Origin of the sequence: Mesorhizobium sp. L103C105A0 (assembly GCF_000502215.1) — a bacterium.
Lineage (GTDB): Bacteria > Pseudomonadota > Alphaproteobacteria > Rhizobiales > Rhizobiaceae > Mesorhizobium.
In genome coordinates, this window is record NZ_AYXF01000006.1 from 429,338 (window position 1) to 446,062 (window position 16,725).

The following is a 16,725-nucleotide window of genomic DNA, read 5'->3' on the forward strand; positions in this document are numbered from 1 at the left end:
GCTAGTGGACCCCGGGTTTCTTCAGCGCGTCGGCGATCTTTTCCAGCGTGTTGCGCATCGCCTTCTGCTCGTCCGATTGGGCCTCGACCCAGTCGCGCATGATCTGCTGCTCGGAGCGCATGTTCTTGACCAGTCCGGAAATGCCGTCGGCGAGATTGGCCATGGCGGTGGCGACGCGCGGATTGGAGCCGCCGCCGCTTTCCTGCATGCTGCGCAGCCGTTCCGACAGGACCCGGATCTCGTCGGAGGATTCAGTCTTGGCCGGGTCGGCGACGGCGATGTCGGAGGAGAGATCGGTGACCGAGGAGAGCCAGTTTTCAAGCTCGGTATAGAAGCGGGTCTGCGCGCGGCCGGCCTGCAGGTCGAGGAAGCCTAGCACCAGCGACCCGGAAAGGCCGAACAGCGAGGACGAAAAGGCCGTACCCATGCCGGCCAGCGGCGCCGACAGCCCCTGCTTCAGCGAATCGAGCACGGCGGCGGCGTCGCCGGTGCCGGGATCGAGCGATTCGATGGTTTCGCGGATCGAGCCGATGGTGTTGAGCAGGCCCCAGAAGGTGCCGAGCAGACCGAGGAACACCAGCAACCCGACGAGATAGCGCGAGGTGTCGCGGCTTTCGTCGAGGCGGGTGGCGATCGAATCCAGCATGGTGCGCATCGAAGACGTCGAGAAGGCGACCGTCGAGGAGCGGCCGATCATCGCCTTCATCGGAGCCAGCAGCACCGGCTCGGTGGTTTCGGAACCGGCGCGGAAGGAATTGACCCAGCGCACTTCGCGAAACAGTCGTCCGACCTGGGCGAAGGCGAGCAGGATGCCGACCACAAGGACGCCGACGATGAGGCCATTGAGGCCGGGATTGCTCCCGAAAGCGGTCGAGATCTGGCGGGTGAGGATGGCGGCGATGAAGGCGACGATGACCAGGAAGATGACCATGGTCAGGAGGAAGACCTGCGGGCTCGACAGTTTGTGCGGATCGTACATCAGGACATCAGAACGCCTGCCCACGCCGAAGGATCTGAGAAAAGCCATCCGTGCCCCGTTTCCGATGCTCTATTTGCCTTGACGCAATTCCGAACGGGAAGCCGCTCATACTTCCCTGGAACCGCTCCAGTGCCGCCGATCACGTAATTCGCGACTCTAAACGGAATTGTGACCAAATTGAATGGCGCTTGGCAATATTGCCCGACTGTCGGGCCGCACCACGCCGTTCAGAGGCGGTTGACGACCAGGCAGTCGACCATGGCGGCAAGATGCAGCCCGGCGCCGGTGACGACAAAGCCGTGCCAGAGGGCATTGTGAAAGCGCAGGCGTTTCCAGGCGAAGAAGATGACGCCGCAGGAGTACACGATGCCGCCGGCGACAATCAGCGCGATCGAGGTCGTCGGCAACGTCGCCACCAGCGGCTTGACCAGGACGACGCCGCTCCAGCCGATGGCGAGATAGAAGACAATGGCCAGACGATCGAAGCGGCCGGGCAGGAACACTTTCATGGCAATGCCGGTCAAAGCAGCGGTCCAGACAAGCACAATCATCGGCAGCGCCAGCGGCGAGCCGTCGAGCTGGGCCAGAAAGGGCGTGTAGGTCGCGGCGATCAGGAGATAGATCGCCGCATGATCGAAGCGCCGCAAGATCCACTTCGCCGGCGACGTCACCGGCCACAGATTGTAGGTCAGCGAAATCGACAGCACAGTCAGCAGCGACACCACGAAGAAGGCGGCGGCGATGTATTCGCCGGGACCGGCATGGAAGGCGGCCAGCGCCAGCAACGCCGAGCCGGCGGCTATCGCCAGCACGATGCCGACCGCGTGGACGATGCCATCGGCGATCATCTCCGCACGCGAGTAGTGCCAACGCCCGACATAAGGGATTTCAACTGGCTGGTCTGGCTGCGCTTCTCGCGAGGATAGTGAAGGTATGCTCGTCATAAAAGATCCTGCGTCACCCTTATCTGGGCGGCCGCCGGGCAGTATTTCAAGCTTTGATTGCGGTCTTGCGACTGCGGCGCTTCAGCGCGCCGCGCCGGCATGCCAAGTGATCAGCGCGCCGAAAGCGGCTTCTTCACGGCCTTGAGCAGCGCGCGCTGGATGACCTCGTTGCCAGCGACGAGCGAACCCGCCTCGAGCATATCCTGGCCGCCATCCATGTCGGAGACGAAGCCACCGGCCTCGCGGATCAGCAGCAGGCCGGCGGCAATGTCCCAGGCCGAAAGGCCGGTTTCCCAAAAGCCGTCCATGCGGCCGGCGGCGACATAAGCGAGATCGAGCGCGGCGGAACCCAGGCGGCGCACGCCCGAGACCTCGGCCATCACATTGCGCAACTCGACGAGGAAATTGCCGTGCTGGCCGCGGCCGAGATGCGGCACGCCGCAGCCGATGACGCAGTCGGTGAGCTTGCTGCGGCCGGCAACGCGCAGCCGGCGATCGTTCATGAAGGCGCCGCCGCCGCGCTCGGCGGTGTAGAGCTCATCCATTGCCGGATTGTAGATGACAGCGGCGACCAACTGGCCCTGTCGCTCCAGCGCGATCGAGATGGAAAAGATCGGAATGCCGTGCAGGAAATTGGTGGTGCCGTCGAGCGGGTCGACGATCCAACGGTGCTGGTCGTCGTCGCCTGCGATCATGCCGCGCTCTTCCATCAGGAAGGCATAGCCCGGCCGCGCCTTCGACAGTTCGGCAAACAGAATGTCCTCGGCCTTGCGGTCGGCTTGGCTGACATAGTCGCCCGGTCCCTTCATCGACACCTGCAGGTTCTGCACCTCGCCGAAGTCGCGCGACAGCGAGCGGCCGGCCTTCATGGCGGCCTGGACCATGACATTGAGAAGTGCGGAGCGTGCCATCGTATCTGTTCCTGCCTACGTGTCAGTCTGCGCGGCGCATGTAGGTGAGTTCGTTGGTGTCGACGACGATGCGTTCGCCGGCGCCGATGAATGGCGGCACCAGCACGCGGATGCCGTTTTCCAGGACCGCCGGCTTGTACGAGGACGCGGCCGTCTGGCCCTTCACCACCGGGTCGGCCTCGGTGATGGTCAGCGTCACCTGGTCGGGCAGCGAAATGCCGATCGGCCTGTCCTCATAGAGCTGGACCGTCACCATCATGCCGTCCTGCAGGAAGGCGGCGCGGTCGCCGACGAAATCCTTCGCCAGCTCGAGCTGCTCGTAGCTCTGCGTGTCCATGAACACCAGTGCGTCGTCCTGGGCGTAGAGGAAGGAAAAATCCTTCAGGTCGAGCCGGATCTGCTCGACGGTCTCGGCCGAGCGGAAGCGCTCGTTGAGCTTGGTGCCGTTGATCAGGTTCTTCAGTTCGACCTGGTTGTAGGCACCGCCCTTGCCGGGCTTGACGGTGTTGGTCCTGACCGCCACCCAAAGGCCGCCATCGTGCTCGATGACATAGCCGGGACGGATTTCGTTGCCATTGATCTTGGCCATGATGAGATTGATCCGGGATGCTACCAACGGCTTGGCCGTTGGTATGGGGATGGTCGCTGGACAAGCGATTTCGGGCCCCCAAGACCACAAATCGGCAGGAGAGGCAAGGGATGCCAGATCGCCCGACAAGGGCCGGTAGCCTCAAACCTGGGCTGCAATGACTTTGCCTACGGCCTCGACTATGGCATCCGCAGCCTCAGTCAGCCGGTTGAGATGAGGCGAACGAAGTGCGGCGACCTGCAAGGAAAGGTCGACATCTTCCGTGTTGACCAGCATGAGGCCGTCGGGAAGTCCGCGCCTTGCAAGACGCAACGGCACTAGCCCAAGGCCGTGCCCCCGACGGACCCATTCCATCTGCAAGGCCGGATCCTGTATCTCCGCCGCGATCTCGAAACAACGCCTTCCGCCGACCAGAACCGACATGAGTTTCTGGCGCGCGTCGCAAGGGGCCGGACTAAGCACCCACGGCATGGGTGTCCGGCCACCGTCTTCCGGATCGGGGACGGTGGACGCAGCTATGACGCCAAGACGTTCAGTGCCAAGCGCTTCCGGGCCTGGCTTATCCGACGATCGCAGAACAATCGTCACATCGAGCTCGCCGCGTTCGAATTGATCGATCAGTTCGGCGCTCCAGCCGGTCTTGAGCCGTAGCGACACTTTCGGGAACGCCGCCGCGGCGTTGCCGATGGCTCCGGCGATGTCGCGGTCCGAGAGGCCATGGGCGAGACCCAGGCGGAACAGTCCTTCCGGCTCGGTCTTTCCGGCGAAGGATTTCAGCGCTTCTACGGAAGCGATGATATCGCGTCCGCGCGCCAGCACTTCCAGCCCCGTCGGCGTCAGTCGCGGCGGCTTTTGCCGGCGGTCGAGCAGCGTCGTGCCAAGCATGTCCTCCAGCCGCTGGATTTGCCGGGTCACAGCCGGCTGCGTCAGCGGCAGGCGCCGGGCGACCTTCTGGATCGAGCCCTCCTCGGCAAACAGGGCGAGCGTGCGCAATTCCTCAAGCATAGCTAGAACCATGTCTCGTAAGCATAATCATTGTAAACATTATGAATTTGAAATCCATCGCCTGGCAAGCAATTTTCCTTTCAAACGAAAGGACGACGACAATGAAGGCAATCGAACTGCAGAAGCCGGGCGGCATCGACAATCTCAAGATGGTCGAACGACCAATGCCGGAGCCCGGCCGTCAGGAGATGATCGTCCGCGTCAAGGCGACGGCGCTCAACTATCGCGATGTCGAGATCGCGCGCGGCAGCTATCACACGACATTCCCCTTGCCGCTGGTGCCGCTTTCCGACGGCGTCGGCGAGGTCGTCGGGCTTGGCCCCGAGGTCAGCCGCTTCAAGGTTGGCGACCGGGTCTGCGGCACGTTCTGGCAGCGATGGGTCGGCGGCAGCTTCGCCATGGCCGAACCTTCCTACCAGCGCGGCGGCCCGATCGACGGTTTGCTGAGCGAATTCGCCCGGCTGGACGAACAGGCGGCTGTCATCGCGCCGGCGCATCTCAGCGACGTAGAGGCGGCGACATTGCCTTGCGCCGCCGTCACCGCTTGGCATGCCTTGTTTACGGAAGGCAACCTCAAGCCGGGCGAGACCGTGCTCAGCCTCGGCACGGGCGGCGTATCGCTGTTTGCCATGCAGTTCGCGAAGGCGGCCGGCGCGCGGGTCGTCGTTACGTCGAGTAGCGATGAGAAACTTGTCCGGGCCAAAGAGCTCGGCGCGCATCACGGCATCAACTACCGCGACAATCCGGACTGGTCGTCGGCCGTGCTGGCGCTGACCGATGGCCGTGGCGCGGACCACATCATCGAAGTCGGTGGTCCCCAAAGTTTCGCGCAGTCGCTCAAGGCGTCGGCGCGCGGCGCCCAGATCAACGTCATCGGCTATCTCGGCGGCAGCGAAGGGGTGATCAATCCGCTCGACATCTTCCGACGCCAGGTGAAAGCACGCGGCATACCGGTCGGCTCGCGCGAGTCCTTCGAAGCGATGAACCGGGCGCTCGCCGTCAATCGGCTGCGGCCGGTGATCGACCGGGTCTTCCCATGGGCAGAGGCAGCGCAGGCCTTTCGCCATCTCGAACACGGCTCTCCCTTCGGCAAGGTTGTGCTGGATCATACACAGTGACGTTGCGTGTCAGGGCAGGCGGTTGGCCTTCTGCAAGGCTTGCTTTGTCTGGTCGTCGGTCAGCCCTTGCAGGAAATCGTCCATCTCCGGATCGATAAGGCCGGCGCGGCGGGCGACCACATACCAGGCCCCAGCCAGGATCAGGTCGGGGTCGGTGCCGATGCCGCCCATATAGAGCTTTGCCAACCGGTTCTGGGCAGCGACATTGCCGCCTTCAGCTGCCTGCTTCATCCAGTTGAAGCCGGATTTCAGGTCGCGAACACCGCCCCGGCCCTCGATCATCCAGGCGGCAAGATCGATCTGAGCGGTGTCGTAGTTCTGCCTGGCAGCCTGTGCCAGCAAGCTGCGGGCCTTTCCATCGTCGCGGGTCTTGCCGCCGACGCCATTGGCATAGACCTGCGCCATCGCATACTGGGCGTCGGCAAGCCCTGTCGCCGCGGCACGCTCATAATAAGGCACAGCCCTGGCGATGCCGGCATCGCCCGGATCCTGCTGCACGAGCAATTGCGCGAAGTTGAACTGCGCCAGCCGGTTGCCGGCCTCGGCGGCGGCCTGCATCAGCGCAAAAGCTCCCTTCTCGTCCTTCTTGACGTAGCGGCCGTCGAGCAGCATCAGCGCATACTGGAACTGCGATTCAGGAATCCCCTGCTCGGCGGCCTGCGCATACCATTTGGCGGCTTCCGCTGGGTTGAGCGGCACGCCCAACCCGCGCGACAGGATCTCGGCCACCAGCGTTTGCGCCGCCGGGTCGCCATTCTGAGCCCGCACCAACGCTAGATTGTAGGCTGTCTTGTAAAGGCCGCGCTGGAAAGCGCCATAGGCGGGGTCCGCCGGCTTGGCGCCGAAACGTTCGGGGTTGATCGCGTCGGCCGACGGCAGCGGCGCGGTTGTCGCGGGCTGCGGCAGCGGCGTGTCGATCGGCTTGTCGATATGGACGCCGGAATCGGTGGCGCCGGCTTTTGGGGCACCCGCATCGGGGGCGACCGCATCCGGCACGCTGAGGGCGGGCGCGCTGGTGTCCGGCCTCGGCTGCGGCAGCGGAACGGTTTCCGCCGCGATCGCTGCCCCGCTCATCAAGGCCGCAACGAGAACCGCGAGAGGAAGTCCAGGTCGGCGCACGTCAGCCCTCGAAGCGCGGCGCGGTTTGGTCGAGCAGCGCATTGGCGGCGGCAATCGCCGCCTTCGGATCGGCGCCTTCGGCAAAGACGGCGCTGGACAGCGCCACGAACTCGGCGCCAGTGGCGGCCACCGCTTCTACCGAAGCGATGGCGGAACCGGCCATGACAATGCAAGGGATCTCAATCACGTCCGCCCACCATTGCCCGAGCGACAGGTTGCGCGGATGCGGTTCCGGCTTGTTGTCGTAGCCGAAGCGGCCGAAGAAGATGTAGTCGGGCCTGGTTTCGCCGAGTTCCAGCGCGTCGTCGCGCGTCTTGGCGCCACCGGCGCCGACCATCATCTTGCCCTGGAAGTGTTCGATGGTCTCGGCGAGCGCGTCCTTGGAAACCTCGACATGAATGCCGTCGGCCTGGACACGGCCGGCAATGCGGGTATCGCCGGCGATGATGACGGCGATGCCGGCCGCTTGCGCGGCCGGTACGATCTGTTCTGCGAAGGCCTGGAAGGCAGCCTCGTCCATGCCGTTTTCAGGCAGGATCAGGGAAGCGATATCACCGCCGTCGAAGGCAGCCGCAATGCGCTGCGCCGGAGCGTCCTTGGGCGCGATCAGCACGATGCGGCAGCGGTTGGGGGGTGTTGCGTCGTTCATTGGCTTTCGATCCCGGGTTTCGCCTATGCCGGGCGAAGATGGTTGCATTGCGGCATAGAACAAAGCGCCCGCCTTGAACAGGCGGGCGGGGAACGATGCGCTGGCTTTGGTTTACGATCGCCGGCGAGCAGACGCTCTGCGGCTCATTTGACGGCTTGCGGGCTTTCGGCCGGCGATTTGGCCCTCCACAAAGTCCAGCCGAGATTCATGCCGGCGGCGGCGATCAGGATGGCGGCTGCGCCAACGAGCTGGGCCGGATGCAGCCGGTGGCCGAAGGCCATCACATCGACCAGGATCGCAACGACAGGATAGATGAAGGACAGCGACCCCTGCAGATGCGTCGGCAGTTTCTGGATGGCGGCGTACATCAATATGTACACCAGGCCGGTGTGAACGACGCCAAGCGTGGCCAGCATGGCCCAGCTCCAGGCATCGGCGGGCAAATGCGAGAGGTTGGCGAAGGGCGCCAGCATGACGACGCCGACGCAGACCTGGATCAGCGCGATCAGATGCGGCGGGGTGCCCTTGAGCTTCTTGGCGACGATTGCCGCGACAGCCCAGAAGAAGGCCGCTCCGAGCGCCATGACGATGCCGATGACATAATCTGTGCCGGTTATGCCGGAACCGACACCCGCATCGGGCCCTGTCTGCACGATCAGCAGCATGCCGGCGAAGGCGATGCCGAGCCAGGTCAGCTTGGCCAGGGTCAGCCGCTCGCCGAAGAACAGCGCACCGAAGCCGACCAGCATGAGGGGCTGCGTGTTGTAGACCGCCGTGGCAATCGAGATCGAGGCGCGGGAGAAGGCGCTGAACAGCAACAGCCAGTTGATGACGATAGCCGCGCCGCCAAGAGCGGCGATGGCAACAATGCGCAGCGTCAGCCTGCCGCGCAGCAGCCCGAGTGCCGCGCAGGTGATCAGCAGCGCCACCGCGCCGAAGGCGCAGCGCCAGAACACCACGTCCATAACGGGCTGGCCCGACATGACGACAAACCAGCCGATCGTGCCGACGATTGTCATCGCCGCCGTCATCTCGATCGTGCCGCGTACCGTGTTGTCCATGACAATACCTCTATCTGTTGAGGCCATAATCTCATGCCGTCTTGAGGGTTTATATACCCTATGAAAGGTGATAGGGGGGCAGGACCTTATTTAATAAGGCGCGCGCTGCCCTTTTGCGAGGAGATGAAAATGCTGGACGAGTTGGACAGAAAGCTTCTCGACATCCTGATCCTGGATTCGCGGACTTCGTTGAAGGATCTGGCGCAGCAGGTCGGGCTGTCATCGCCGAGCGTCTCGGAACGGCTGCGGCGGCTCGAGGAACGCGGCGTCATCCGCGCCTTCACCATCGAGATCGACCCGGAGGCGCTGGGGTTTCCGTTGCAGGCGATCGTGCGGGTGCGGCCACTGCCGGGCAAGCTGCATATTGTCCAGAAGCTGATCGAGGAGATCCCGGAATTCGGCGAATGCGACAAGGTCACCGGCGACGACTGTTTCGTGGCCCGGCTCTACGTACGCTCCATCGGCGAGCTCGACAAGCTTCTCGACCGCATCGCCGACAAGGCGGAGACCAGCACCGCCATCATCAAGGCGCAGCCGATCCGGCGCCGTCCGCCGCCACTGAATTAAGCTCCAGCTTGTAGCCGATGTGGCTGGCCTTGAAGCCGAGCCGGTCATAGAAGCGATGCGCGTCCTGGCGGCTCTTGTTGGTGGTCAGCTGGACAATCTTGCAGCCGCGTTCGCGGCACTGTTCGACCGCCCATTCCAGCAAACGCTGCCCCAGCCTTTCCCCGCGCCGGTCCGCGGCGACGCGCACAGCCTCGATCTGGCCGCGCAAGGCGCCCTGCAGCGACAGCCCGGCGAGATAGCTGATCTGCAACGTGCCGATGACGCGGCCGCTATCCGTCATCACGGCAAGAAACTGGTTGGGGTCGGCGTCGATGGCGGCAAAGGCGTCGCGATAGGCCTTGGCGAGTGGCTCGGTCGCATCCTCGCGGCTGCGGCCAAGCGGATCGTCGGCGAGCATGGCTACGATGGCAGGCAGGTCGGCCGCTTCGGCGCGGCGGATGTGGGGTTCGCTCATTGTCAAAAACCTGGGGTCAAAAACCTGGGGTCAAAACCTGGGGTCAAAACCTGGGGCCAAAACCTGGGGCCAAAACCTGGGGTCAAAACCTGATGCATCGGACGGCGCCCTTATGCATCGGCGGCGATCTTGCCGTAAATCCGGAACCGTCGCTTTACGCACAGTTGATCGACACGGCCGGCATTTTCCCGGTCGCGGCGCAAGGGTTTCTGGGCTATTGCAGGGCAACCGTCTTCCCTCCAGCATTTCCAGTTCATGTCAGGTCTGCTCGCCGATCCGTGGTTTTATGCCGCCGCCATTCCGGCGGTGATACTTGTCGGGCTGTCGAAAGGCGGCTTCGGCGGCGCTGTCGGCTTCGTTGGCGTGCCTTTGATGGCGCTGGCCATGCCGCCGGTGCAGGCGGCGGCCATCCTGCTGCCGATCCTGTGCCTGATGGACATCGTTTCGGTGTGGACGTGGTGGGGCGTCTACGACAGAAAGATGCTGGTCGACATGATGCCGGGCGCGGTGATCGGCATTGGGCTCGGCTGGCTGACGGCAGCGCTCGTAACCGAAGAGATGGTGCGGCTGATCGTCGGCGCTGTCGCGCTGATCTTCGTGCTGCGCTGGCTCTATCTCCAGTTCCGCCACGGTTCCGACCATGCGGCGGCGCCCAACCGCATCGCCGCCGCCTTCTGGGGCACCGTCGCCGGCTTCACCAGCTTCGTCGCCCATGTCGGCGGGCCCCCCTTCCAGGTCTATGCGCTGCCGATCCGGCTCGATCCGAAGGTGCTGTCGGGGACATCGGCGATCTTCTTTGCCGCCACCAACGCGCTGAAGCTGATCCCCTACTTCGCGCTTGGCCAGTTCGACACCGCCAACCTGACGGCGTCGGCCGTGCTGATGCCGCTGGCGCCGCTGGCCACCATCGCCGGCGCCTGGCTGGTGCGGCGCATGCGGCCGGAGATTTTTTATCCCTTCACCTACGCGACCGTGGCCGTGGTCGCGGTCAAGCTGCTTTGGGACGGGATCGCCGGCCTGCTCTAAATCCCGCTCAGGCGGCTGCCGGTTTGGTTCGCGGGGCGCTCGCAAAGGTCAGCGATGCACCACCAACGACCACGACCGCCATGGCGCCGAGAGTGGCGATGTCGTGCGCGGTCGGCTTCAGCACCATGTCGGCGACGACGACGATCATGATGACGAAATCGAACTTGACGATCCGTATCATGCGGCGCCCAAACGCTATGGCAGCCGGGGTCATGCCGTCCGCGGCAAGCATTGTGGCAAGCTTTTCGAACGAAGGCTTCAGCACGAGGATACCGGTCAGAAACGCGGCGGCGTAGCCGCAAAGGCCGATGACGACCCAAAGGTCGGAGAAGCCGGTCCATAGCGAAGTCAGCACCAGACCAGAAGCCAGGGTCGCGATAGACGCCGGCACGAACAGACGCAAGCCGAGTTTGTCCGTCGTTCTCAGCATGACCATCAGCGTCTCGTCGTCGCCGTCGCGATCGGCGAGTATCGAAACCAGCAGCATGGCGAAACCGCCGCCGAGCCAGAGGATCGCTGCCATGACATGCAGGAATTTGAAGAGAGAATACCAGTCCATTGCCGCTCCTTGTGCATCGTTCCGGGGGTAAACGCTGCTTTCGCGCGTCTGCTTCCGAAGGAGGGCGGATTATCTCCGTACATGTATCCAGAAGATGCCGCGTGGGTGCCGGCTTGTTGCGGTGGCGCCGTCGCCGGATTTTACCGCAGCCCGCACAATACCCGGCATTTGCCGGATGGACGCCGTGTCGGCATTGGCTGGTTTCGCGGCATGATCCTGAAACCTGCGGGGACTAAGCCGCTCGCGACCGACGCTCCATTTTGGCCGCGCGCGGTCGGACCAAGTCTGCAACAACCATCGAGGGTATCCCATGCAAGGCGTAGCACGAAATTTCTTCACCCTGGCCGTCATCTATTCCCTGTGCGGCATGGCGCTCGGCCTGCATATGGCGATCTCCAATGACCATGGGCAGATGCCGACCCACGCGCACACCATGGTGGCGGGCTGGCTGATGTCGGCGGTGTTTGCCTTCTTCTACCACCTGTTTCCAGCGGTCGGGCAAAAGACGATTGCCGTCGTGCATTTCTGGCTGACGGCAATCTGCGGCATCGCACTGATGATCGGGCTTTACTTTGAACTTGCCGGCCATCCGGAGATCGAGCCGGTGCTGGCTTCCTCCTCGATGGGGTTTTATGCGGCAATGCTGCTGTTCGCCTTCATTTCCTTGCCGGCTGTGTGGAAGAAGGCATGAACAAGCTGACGATCAGGCTTCGGGGGCCGTTGTGCTGATACGGCACAGAAGGGCAGCGGTCGATCAAGAAATATCCGCGCCGTTAAGGGTTCATTAAGCTTTACAGGTGTTTACTATGTCCATCCAGTGATCTGGATTCTTACCGAGTGGTTGGAGCCACTTCGTTTGACGCCTCCCTGTTAAACTCCTGAGAGCCGCCTTATCCGCGGCTCTTTTTTTGTCTGCTTTTGGTCCGCTTGGCGCCCCTGCGCAGGCGTTAACCGTTTGTTAAACATGTGCTTGCCTTCGCCGGCGGCGAAGCGCATTTTCAAGCTTCAGTCATCTAGGGTGCCGGCGTGACGGCGATGAAGCCGAATCAGCCGACGGGGCAGTGCAGGGGCGTATCGATGAACGAGCCTTCGAAGGGCAGCGCGAAAACCATCAAGCTGGCGGAACGCCGGGTTTTCTCCCAATCCTTCAAACCGCTCTACCAGGAAGGCATGGGCCTGGTTGAGCAAGCAGCGGAATATCTCGACGGCAAGGGCCGGGCCGAGGCCAAGAAGCTGTCCAGATTGGCGGCGACGCTCTATGCGGCCGAATCGATGCGGCTGACCACAAGGCTGATGCAGGTCGCCTCCTGGCTGCTTTTGCAGCGGGCGGCAAATTCCGGCGAGATGACCCGCGACCAGGTCGCCTCGGAAAAATCCAAGGTGCGTCTCGACACCGCCTCGGCGCATGACGAAGCGGTCGGCTGGGGCGAACTGCCGAAGGATTTCCTCGACCTCGTCACCCGCTCGCTGCGCCTGCAGGCGCTGGTGCGCCGCATGGACGAAGAGATCTATGGCGGCGCGTTTGCCGAGACGCCGGTAACAGGCCGCCGCGCCAATCCGGTTTCCGACCAGATCACGCTGCTGAATACGGCTTTCGCTCGAGGTTAAACGCTTCCCGTTTCCGGTTTGTTCACATTTCCCTGACATCGCTGTGCGCCGGAGGTAGACTTCGCGCATGAGGGAAGCGATTCGCATTATCGGTATCGATCCGGGGCTGAGGCGCACCGGATGGGGCATCGTCGAGAGCCTCGGCAACTCGCTGCGCTTTATCAGTTCCGGCACTGTACGCTCCGACGACAAGGCGGCGCTGGCGACACGGCTCTGCCAATTGCATGACGGGCTGGCCGAGATCCTGCATGCGGCCATGCCGCAGGAAGCGGCCGTCGAGCAAACCTTCGTCAACAAGGATGCGGTGGCGACACTGAAGCTCGGCCAGGCGCGCGGCATAGCCATGCTGGTGCCGGCGCGCGCCGGCCTTGTCGTCGCCGAATATGCCCCCAATGCCGTCAAAAAGGCGGTGATCGGCGTTGGCCATGGCGACAAGAAGCAGATTCACATGATGGTCAAGGTGCTGTTGCCGAAAGCCGTTTTCGACACCGAACATGCCGCCGACGCGTTGGCTATCGCCATCTGTCACGCGCATCACCGGCAAAGCGTCGCCTACAGGATGGCGCTGGCCGGTTAGGCGCGTTCTTGACTTGTTCACGGTAAGGCAGTAAGTAATACCTGAGAGGTATTACCATGCGTGTCACCACCAAAGGGCAGGTCACCATACCCAAGCAGATAAGGGACCATCTGGGCATCGGGCCTGGTTCCGAGGTGGAATTTGTCGCCACCGACGATGGCGCCCGTCTTGTGGCCGTCACCGAAAATCTGTCTGAAGAGGAGGCAGCCCGCAGGTTCAGCGAGGTGCTTGACCGGATGGAGGGATCTCTGGATCTGGGTGGCATGACTGCCGACGAATATATGGAATGGTTGAGGGGGCCGCGTGAAGATCTCGACGTTGATTGACACCAATGTCCTCATCGACGTCTGGGGCCCGGCCGGACCCAATACAAAATGGTCGGCGTCGGCGATTGTTTCCTGCCGCCGCGACGGCGCATTGGTGGTCAACACGATTGTCTGGTCCGAACTGGCACCGCTGATCGCGACGGAGACGGCGCTTCGAAAGGCAATCGAAACGCTCGAGATCGGTCGCGAGCCTCTGCCTTGGGACGCGGCTTTTCTTGCCGGTGTTACGCATTCGCGCTACCGCCGGGCGGGCGGCTTGCGGGAGCGTACCTTGCCCGATTTCTTCATTGGCGCCCATGCGACCGTTGCCGGGCACCGCCTCTTGACCCGCGACGCTGCTCGCTACCGCAGCTATTTCCCGGAGCTCGACATCATCTCTCCGGAAACACACCCATGAAAGCCCTTCTTCCATGAAAGATCTGGCATGATCGGCAAATTGAAAGGCACGCTGGACGAGATCGACGAGGATTTCTGCCTCGTCGATGTGCACGGCGTCGGTTATGTCGCCTATTGCTCGGCGCGCACGCTGGCCGCGCTGCCTTCGCCCGGCGAGGCGGTGGTGCTGTTCATCGAGACCTATGTGCGCGAGGACATGATCCGGCTCTACGGTTTCCAATCGGTGCTTGAGCGCGAATGGTTCCGGCTGTTGATGAGCAATGTGCAAGGCGTCGGCGCCAAGGTGGCGCTGGCCATCCTGTCGACGCTGGCGCCGGCCGACCTCGCCAATGCGATCGCGCTGCGCGACATCGCCATGGTCAGCCGCGCGCCCGGCGTCGGCAAGAAGGTGGCCGAGCGCATCGTCACCGAATTGAAGAACAAGGCGCCGGCCTATGCCGGAACCGCCTCCGGCGCCATCGGCCTGAAGCAGGAACTCGGGGAAGGCGTGGCGCCGGCGCCGATCACCGACGCCGTCTCGGCGCTGGTCAATCTCGGCTATTCGCGCGACACCGCAGCCAATGCTGTCGCGGCGGCGCTGAAGACGGCCGGCGAGGACGCCGATGCCTCGAAGCTCATTCGTTTCGGGCTGAAGGAACTGGCGCGGTGAGTGATTGCTTGTCCGGTCCTTTGCCCTGTGCGAGGAAGGCCGCATGAGCCTTTCACCCCGCCTCATTGCCCCGGAAAAGCGCGGCGAGGATGCTGAGCAGACCTTGCGGCCGCAGACGCTCGCCGATTTCGTCGGCCAGGCCGCGGTGCGGGCCAATCTCAAGGTCTTCATCGAGGCCGCCAATGGCCGCAGCGAGGCGCTTGACCATGTGCTGTTCGTCGGGCCGCCGGGGCTTGGCAAGACAACGCTGGCGCAGATCATGGCGCGCGAGCTCGGCGTCAATTTCCGCTCGACCTCCGGTCCGGTGATCGCCAAGGCCGGCGATCTCGCCGCACTTCTCACCAATCTGGAAGACCGCGATGTACTGTTCATCGACGAGATCCACCGGCTCAATCCGGCAGTCGAGGAAATCCTCTATCCGGCGATGGAGGATTTCCAGCTCGACCTGATCATCGGCGAAGGTCCGGCGGCACGCTCGGTCAAGATCGATCTTGCCCGCTTCACGCTCGTTGCCGCCACCACCAGGCTCGGCCTTTTGACCAACCCGCTGCGCGATCGCTTCGGCATTCCGGTGCGGCTTAATTTCTATTCGGTCGAGGAACTGGAGCAGATCGTGCGCCGCGGCGCCCGCATCCTGCAAATGCCGCTCGGCGACGATGGCGCGTTGGAGATTGCGCGCCGAGCCCGCGGCACGCCGCGCATCGCCGGCCGGTTGTTGCGCCGCGTGCGCGATTTCGCCTCCGTCGCCGGCGACGGCCACGTCGACAAGCAGATTGCCGACGAAGCTCTCACCCGGCTCGAGGTCGACGCGCTCGGCCTCGACGCGCTCGACCGCCGCTATCTCTCGATGATCGCGCGCAATTTCGGTGGTGGCCCGGTCGGCATCGAGACGATCGCCGCCGGCCTGTCCGAGCCGCGCGACGCCATCGAGGACATTATCGAGCCCTATCTGATCCAGCAGGGTTTCATCCAACGGACGCCACGCGGCCGCGTGCTGACCGCCAACGCCTGGCGCCATCTCGGCCTCGACGCGCCAAAGGATCTGGCACAGCAGCAGATCAACCTGTTCCAGGAAGAGTAACGGACATTTGTTCTTCGGAACGGATTCTGTGCAGCATCTCCTCAAACCTGCCAGCGTGAAGGCGCATTCCTCGATTGTATCGGGCGTCGCAATGTCGGCGCGAACTGCTCCGATCAAGGTCGGAGCCAGAAAAGTGATCACCAGACGCGGGTTCCTGAAATTCGCCGGAGGTTCGTTCCTCTCGCTAGCTTCGCTCAGTGCTTATGCGGTCGGCATCGAACCGATGCTGCTGACCCATGTGAAGCGCTACCGGCTGACGCCGCCGCACTGGCCGGCAGGTCTGAAGCTGCGCGTCGTAGCACTTGCCGATATTCACGCCTGCCGCCCCTGGATGACGCCTGAGCGGATCGCTTCGCTCGTCGAGGGTGCGAACGTGCTGCAGCCCGATCTGATCGTACTGCTCGGCGACTATATCTCAGGCATGTCCCTGGTGACGAACCGGGTGGAGGCCCATGAATGGGCGCCGGCCTTGTCAGGACTGAAGGCGCCGCTTGGTGTCCTGTCGATCCTCGGCAATCACGACTGGTGGCACGATCCTTTCGCGCAGCAGGCCGGAGCGGGGCCGACTGTGGCGCGCAAGGCATTGGAGGAAGCCGGCATCTCGGTTCTGGAGAACGACACTGTGCGTCTGGAAAAGAATGGATACGGCTTCTGGATCGCCGGGCTCGCCGACCAACTGGCACTGTTACCGAACAAGGCCGCAGGCCGCGACAAATTTAAAGGCCTCGACGATCTCGACGGCACGCTGGCCAAGATCACCGACCAGGCACCGATCATCCTGCTTGCGCATGAGCCTGACATTTTCCCGAAAGTGCCGTGGCGGGTTTCGCTGACGCTGTCGGGCCACACACATGGCGGGCAGGTCAGGCTGTTCGGCTATTCACCGGTGGTGCCGTCCCGCTTCGGCAACCGCTTTGCCTATGGCCATGTCGTCGAGAATGACCGCAATTTGATCGTGTCAGGCGGGCTCGGCTTCAGCATCGCGCCGGTGCGCTTTGGCATGCGGCCGGAGATCCTGCAGATCGACCTCGGTTTGGGCATGCCGGTATTCAGGTGATGCCGGCCTGCAAATGAGGTGTTCCTGCGCTTCCGGTAGTCACGGACCAA

At 63.3% G+C, this 16,725-nt stretch carries 21 protein-coding genes; 11 read left to right on the top strand and 10 right to left on the bottom strand.

The window, feature by feature from the left end; all coding sequences use genetic code 11:
- Position 1 precedes the first annotated feature (1 nt).
- The 5 genes from X727_RS145305 to X727_RS1000000165680 all read right to left on the bottom strand — a co-directional run bounded on the left by X727_RS145305 (position 2) and on the right by X727_RS1000000165680 (position 4,440).
- Positions 2-1,027, bottom strand: coding sequence for a MotA/TolQ/ExbB proton channel family protein (locus X727_RS145305; RefSeq protein WP_023668754.1), 1,026 nt, complete (start codon positions 1,025-1,027; stop codon positions 2-4).
- Between the two features lie 179 nt (positions 1,028-1,206).
- Positions 1,207-1,827, bottom strand: coding sequence for a hemolysin III family protein (locus X727_RS145300; protein WP_023694587.1), 621 nt, complete (start codon positions 1,825-1,827; stop codon positions 1,207-1,209).
- 206 nt (positions 1,828-2,033) lie between these two features.
- Positions 2,034-2,834, bottom strand: a complete 801-nt coding sequence (locus tag X727_RS145295; RefSeq protein ID WP_023684166.1) for an inositol monophosphatase family protein — start codon at positions 2,832-2,834, stop codon at positions 2,034-2,036.
- 22 nt (positions 2,835-2,856) lie between these two features.
- Positions 2,857-3,423, bottom strand: a complete 567-nt coding sequence (gene efp / locus X727_RS145290; protein WP_023668757.1) for an elongation factor P — start codon at positions 3,421-3,423, stop codon at positions 2,857-2,859.
- A gap of 141 nt (positions 3,424-3,564) precedes the next feature.
- Complete coding sequence (locus X727_RS1000000165680; RefSeq protein WP_081726162.1) at positions 3,565-4,440, bottom strand: LysR family transcriptional regulator; 876 nt, start codon at positions 4,438-4,440, stop codon at positions 3,565-3,567.
- Positions 4,441-4,529: 89 nt separating this feature from the next.
- Here X727_RS1000000165680 and X727_RS145285 point away from each other — a divergent pair, with 89 nt between their 5' ends.
- Entirely contained in the window at positions 4,530-5,546 is a 1,017-nt protein-coding gene (locus tag X727_RS145285; protein WP_023834637.1) for an NAD(P)-dependent alcohol dehydrogenase, read from the top strand.
- Between the two features lie 9 nt (positions 5,547-5,555).
- Here the strand turns inward: X727_RS145285 and X727_RS145280 are convergent, their stop codons facing one another.
- The 3 genes from X727_RS145280 to X727_RS145270 all read right to left on the bottom strand — a co-directional run bounded on the left by X727_RS145280 (position 5,556) and on the right by X727_RS145270 (position 8,375).
- Positions 5,556-6,620 (bottom strand): tetratricopeptide repeat protein, encoded by a 1,065-nt coding sequence (locus X727_RS145280; RefSeq protein WP_023698442.1) that lies wholly within the window; start codon positions 6,618-6,620, stop codon positions 5,556-5,558.
- Positions 6,621-6,666: 46 nt separating this feature from the next.
- A complete protein-coding gene (locus X727_RS145275; protein WP_023668761.1) occupies positions 6,667-7,314 on the bottom strand; it encodes a thiamine phosphate synthase in 648 nt (215 codons plus the stop codon).
- A 143-nt stretch (positions 7,315-7,457) separates the two neighbouring features.
- The gene (locus tag X727_RS145270; protein WP_023834638.1) at positions 7,458-8,375 is read right to left on the bottom strand and encodes a DMT family transporter; all 918 of its coding nucleotides are present in this window, start codon (positions 8,373-8,375) and stop codon (positions 7,458-7,460) included.
- Between the two features lie 129 nt (positions 8,376-8,504).
- Between X727_RS145270 and X727_RS0134265 the strand changes: the two genes are divergently transcribed.
- Positions 8,505-8,942 (top strand): Lrp/AsnC family transcriptional regulator, encoded by a 438-nt coding sequence (locus X727_RS0134265; RefSeq protein WP_023704892.1) that lies wholly within the window; start codon positions 8,505-8,507, stop codon positions 8,940-8,942.
- On the opposite strand, the gene X727_RS145265 is transcribed toward X727_RS0134265, so the two are convergent.
- Positions 8,899-9,396, bottom strand: a complete 498-nt coding sequence (locus X727_RS145265) for a GNAT family N-acetyltransferase (RefSeq protein WP_023728625.1) — start codon at positions 9,394-9,396, stop codon at positions 8,899-8,901. The two genes, X727_RS0134265 and X727_RS145265, sit on opposite strands and share 44 nt — an antisense overlap.
- 255 nt (positions 9,397-9,651) lie before the next feature.
- Here X727_RS145265 and X727_RS145260 point away from each other — a divergent pair, with 255 nt between their 5' ends.
- Positions 9,652-10,422 carry a sulfite exporter TauE/SafE family protein gene (locus X727_RS145260; RefSeq protein ID WP_023668765.1) on the top strand — a complete coding sequence of 257 codons (771 nt, stop codon included), beginning with the start codon at positions 9,652-9,654 and terminating at the stop codon, positions 10,420-10,422.
- Between the two features lie 7 nt (positions 10,423-10,429).
- Here X727_RS145260 and X727_RS145255 read toward each other — a convergent pair whose 3' ends face one another.
- Entirely contained in the window at positions 10,430-10,981 is a 552-nt protein-coding gene (locus X727_RS145255; RefSeq protein ID WP_023694595.1) for a DUF2269 family protein, read from the bottom strand.
- A gap of 310 nt (positions 10,982-11,291) precedes the next feature.
- On the opposite strand from X727_RS145255, the gene X727_RS145250 reads away from it, so the two are divergent.
- The 8 genes from X727_RS145250 (at position 11,292) to X727_RS145215 (ending at position 16,675) form a co-directional block, all read left to right on the top strand.
- On the top strand, positions 11,292-11,672 hold the full coding sequence (locus X727_RS145250) for a hypothetical protein (protein ID WP_023668767.1): 381 nt from the start codon (positions 11,292-11,294) through the stop codon (positions 11,670-11,672).
- A gap of 386 nt (positions 11,673-12,058) precedes the next feature.
- On the top strand, positions 12,059-12,589 hold the full coding sequence (locus tag X727_RS145245) for a DUF1465 family protein (RefSeq protein ID WP_023688956.1): 531 nt from the start codon (positions 12,059-12,061) through the stop codon (positions 12,587-12,589).
- Between the two features lie 67 nt (positions 12,590-12,656).
- Positions 12,657-13,166, top strand: a complete 510-nt coding sequence (gene ruvC, locus X727_RS145240; RefSeq protein WP_023834639.1) for a crossover junction endodeoxyribonuclease RuvC — start codon at positions 12,657-12,659, stop codon at positions 13,164-13,166.
- A gap of 56 nt (positions 13,167-13,222) precedes the next feature.
- Positions 13,223-13,492 carry an AbrB/MazE/SpoVT family DNA-binding domain-containing protein gene (locus X727_RS145235; protein WP_023737866.1) on the top strand — a complete coding sequence of 90 codons (270 nt, stop codon included), beginning with the start codon at positions 13,223-13,225 and terminating at the stop codon, positions 13,490-13,492.
- Positions 13,470-13,889, top strand: a complete 420-nt coding sequence (locus tag X727_RS145230; RefSeq protein WP_023834640.1) for a type II toxin-antitoxin system VapC family toxin — start codon at positions 13,470-13,472, stop codon at positions 13,887-13,889. Before X727_RS145235 ends, X727_RS145230 begins: the two co-directional genes overlap by 23 nt.
- A gap of 27 nt (positions 13,890-13,916) precedes the next feature.
- Positions 13,917-14,537, top strand: coding sequence for a Holliday junction branch migration protein RuvA (ruvA, locus tag X727_RS145225; RefSeq protein WP_023684176.1), 621 nt, complete (start codon positions 13,917-13,919; stop codon positions 14,535-14,537).
- Positions 14,538-14,580: 43 nt separating this feature from the next.
- Positions 14,581-15,618: a Holliday junction branch migration DNA helicase RuvB gene (gene ruvB / locus X727_RS145220; protein ID WP_023834641.1), complete on the top strand. Its 1,038-nt coding sequence runs from the start codon at positions 14,581-14,583 to the stop codon at positions 15,616-15,618.
- A 133-nt stretch (positions 15,619-15,751) separates the two neighbouring features.
- Entirely contained in the window at positions 15,752-16,675 is a 924-nt protein-coding gene (locus tag X727_RS145215) for a metallophosphoesterase (protein ID WP_023834642.1), read from the top strand.
- Positions 16,676-16,725: the final 50 nt, after the last annotated feature.